Source organism: Klebsiella sp. Ech2A (genome assembly GCF_030078455.1).
Taxonomy (GTDB): domain Bacteria; phylum Pseudomonadota; class Gammaproteobacteria; order Enterobacterales; family Enterobacteriaceae; genus Klebsiella; species Klebsiella terrigena.
The window spans coordinates 1-3,516 of the sequence record NZ_JAQGFU010000307.1; the positions used below are offsets into that span (position 1 = coordinate 1).

At 60.9% G+C, this 3,516-nt stretch carries 1 protein-coding gene and 1 pseudogene; both read left to right on the forward strand.

Annotation, left to right across the window (positions count from 1 at the left end; translation table 11 throughout):
* Nucleotides 1-269: pseudogene (locus PFH44_RS25980) on the forward strand (efflux RND transporter periplasmic adaptor subunit); the annotation flags it as partial.
* Nucleotides 266-3,358, forward strand: coding sequence for an efflux RND transporter permease subunit (locus PFH44_RS25985; protein WP_283826614.1), 3,093 nt, complete (start codon nt 266-268; stop codon nt 3,356-3,358). The pseudogene PFH44_RS25980 and the gene PFH44_RS25985, both read left to right, overlap by 4 nt.
* Nucleotides 3,359-3,516 lie beyond the last annotated feature (158 nt).

Sequence of the window (3,516 nt, forward strand, 5' to 3'; positions counted from 1 at the left end):
CCCTTGGCCCGGATCGTAGATGGCAGCGAGCGGCACCTGCATCACCTGGCCCGGGCCAAGGGCCGGGGGTCTGGGAGATTTCAGGTCAGCCCGCCAAAGTGTCGTGGCGGCCCGTGCAGGTGCTGGGATTGGGTGATGATGTGGCGCGGGTCGCCGGCTATCTCCAGCCTGGCGAGCAGGTGGTCGCTCTCGGGGCGCATTTGCTGCATGCCGGCGAGGCCGTACGTACCGCTCAGAGCGATGCCAGCGTCGCCGGGAGCCGGCCATGAGCGAGGGGAAATTCAATCTCTCAGCGCTGGCCGTTCGCGAGCGCTCAATCACGCTGTTCCTTATTATCCTGATCACCGTGGCCGGGATCCTGGCGTTCTTCGAGCTGGGACGGGCAGAAGATCCCCCGTTTACCGTCAAGCAGATGACGATTATTTCTGCCTGGCCGGGCGCCACCGCGCAGGAGATGCAGGATCAGGTCGCGGAACCGCTGGAAAAGCGCATGCAGGAGCTCAAGTGGTATGACCGCACCGAAACGTACACGCGTCCCGGTCTGGCTTTTACCATGCTGTCACTGCAGGACAGCACGCCGCCTTCACAGGTGCAGGAAGAGTTCTATCAGGCGCGTAAGAAGCTTGGCGATGAGGCCAAAAACCTGCCGGCAGGCGTTATCGGGCCGATGGTCAATGACGAATTCTCCGACGTGACCTTCGCGCTCTTTGCGCTGAAGGCGAAAGGGGAGCCGCAGCGGCTGCTGGTCCGCGATGCGGAGTCGTTGCGCCAGCGAATTTTGCACGTGCCGGGGGTCAAAAAGGTCAATATTATCGGCGAACAGGCCGAGCGCATCTTTGTCTCCTTCTCCCATGACCGGCTGGCGACGCTGGGCGTTTCGCCTCAGGATATTTTCTCCGCCCTCAACAGCCAGAACGTGCTGACGGCCGCCGGTTCGATTGATACCAAAGGGCCGCAGGTCTTTATCCGCCTGGATGGCGCCTTTGACAAACTGGAGAAAATCCGCAAAACCCCGATTGTTGTCGAGGGCCGGACCCTGCAGCTGTCGGACGTGGCAACCGTGGAACGGGGCTACGAAGATCCGGCGACCTTCCTGATCCGCAACCAGGGTGAAGCGGCGCTGCTGCTGGGCATCGTGATGCGCGACGGCTGGAACGGTCTGGATCTGGGTAAGGCGCTGGATGCGGAAACCGCCAAAATCAATCAAAGTATGCCGCTCGGCATGACCCTGACCAAGGTTACCGACCAGTCCGTCAACATCAGCTCCGCCGTTGACGAGTTCATGATCAAATTCTTCGTCGCGCTGCTGGTGGTGATGGTGGTCTGTTTCGTCAGCATGGGCTGGCGCGTGGGCGTCGTGGTCGCCGCCGCCGTGCCGTTGACGCTGGCTATCGTTTTTGTGGTGATGGAGGCTTCCGGCAAAAACTTTGACCGTATCACCCTGGGCTCGCTGATCCTGGCGCTCGGGCTGCTGGTCGATGACGCCATTATCGCCATCGAAATGATGGTGGTGAAAATGGAAGAGGGCTACGACCGCATCAAAGCCTCGGCCTATGCCTGGAGCCACACCGCCGCCCCGATGCTCGCCGGTACGCTGGTCACCGCCGTCGGTTTCATGCCCAACGGTTTCGCCCAGTCCACCGCCGGGGAATATACCAGCAATATGTTCTGGATTGTCGGTATCGCCCTGATTGCTTCATGGATCGTGGCGGTGGTGTTTACGCCTTATCTGGGCGTGAAGATGCTGCCCAACATCAGGAAGGTTGAAGGCGGACACGCCGCTATCTACAACACCCGCCGGTACAACCGCTTTCGCCGGCTGCTGAGCCGGGTTATCGCCCGCAAGTGGCTAGTGGCCGGTACCGTGATTGCCGTCTTTACGCTGGCGATACTCGGCATGGGGCTGGTGAAAAAACAGTTTTTCCCCACCTCCGATCGCCCGGAGGTGCTGGTGGAGGTGCAGATGCCTTATGGCACATCCATTGAGCAGACCAGCGCCACGGCGGCGAAAATCGAAGCCTGGCTGAGCAAGCAGAAAGAGGCAAAAATCGTCACCTCCTACATCGGCCAGGGATCGCCGCGCTTCTTTCTGGCCATGGCACCTGAGCTGCCCGATCCGTCATTTGCGAAAATTGTGGTGCTGACGGACAATCCGCAAGCACGCGAGGCGCTCAAGTTCAGACTGCGCGAAGCCGCGGCCGGCGGGCTGGCGCCCGAAGCGCGCCTGCGCGTGACCCAGCTGGTGTTTGGTCCCTATTCACCCTATCCGGTGGCTTATCGTGTTATGGGGCCGGATCCCACCACGCTGCGTGAAATTGCGGATAGGGTCGAAAAGGTGATGCAGGCCAGCCCGATGATGAGAACCGTCAACACCGACTGGGGCCCGCGGGTACCGGCGCTGCACTTTACGCTCGACCAGGATCGTCTGCAGGCGGTGGGGCTGACATCGAATACGGCCGCGCAGCAGCTGCAGTTCCTGCTTTCAGGCATTCCGATCACCTCGGTACGGGAAGATATTCGTTCGGTGCAGGTCATGGGGCGCGCGGCGGGCGATATCCGGCTTGACCCGGCAAAAATAGCCGGCTTCACCCTGGTGGGGTCTGCCGGTCAGCGCGTTCCGCTGTCTCAGATCGGGGAGGTCGAGGTGCAAATGGAAGAGCCGGTTATGCGCCGTCGCGATCGTACCCCAACCATTACCGTGAGGGGAGACATTGCCGAAAATCTGCAGCCGCCGGATGTTTCCACCGCTATCACCAAGGCGCTACAGCCGGTCATCGATACGCTGCCGGCCGGATATCGCATCGAACAGGCGGGTTCGATTGAAGAATCGGGGAAAGCCACCAAAGCGATGGTTCCGCTGTTTCCTATCATGATTGCCATCACGTTGTTAATTATCATCCTGCAGGTACGGTCGATGGCGGCGATGGTGATGGTCTTCCTCACCGCGCCGCTGGGGCTGATTGGGGTGGTGCCGACCCTGCTGCTCTTCAACCAGCCTTTTGGTATCAATACTCTGGTGGGGCTGATCGCGCTGTCGGGCATTCTGATGCGTAATACCCTGATCCTGATAGGACAGATCCATCACAACGAGCAGGAAGGGCTGGCACCCTTCCATGCGGTGGTGGAGGCGACGGTGCAGCGTGCCCGGCCGGTGCTGCTGACGGCGATGGCCGCCATACTGGCGTTTATTCCGCTGACGCACTCGGTGTTCTGGGGAACGCTGGCCTATACCCTGATTGGCGGGACCTTTGGCGGCACCATCATTACGCTGGTGTTCCTGCCCGCGATGTATGCCATCTGGTTCAGGATACGTCCTGATGCTCAGCGGCACAGCGCAGGCCAGGCGGCCCATTCGTAACGCGCCCGCAGGCCGCAGGAGGCGTATCCTGCGGTCTGCGTGGACGTATCGCCCCTAACACGCCTCGCTTAGCCTGGCTGAAAAACGCTTTCGCAGGCGAGGGCGACGGCCGCAATACTGTGCCAGTCGCTCCACTGGCGGGGGGGAAATTTTTCCTT

Coding starts and splice junctions, on each gene's coding strand:
- PFH44_RS25985 (WP_283826614.1), top strand. CDS start 266: ATGAGCGAGGGGAAATTCAATCTCTCAGCGCTGGCCGTTCGCGAGCGC.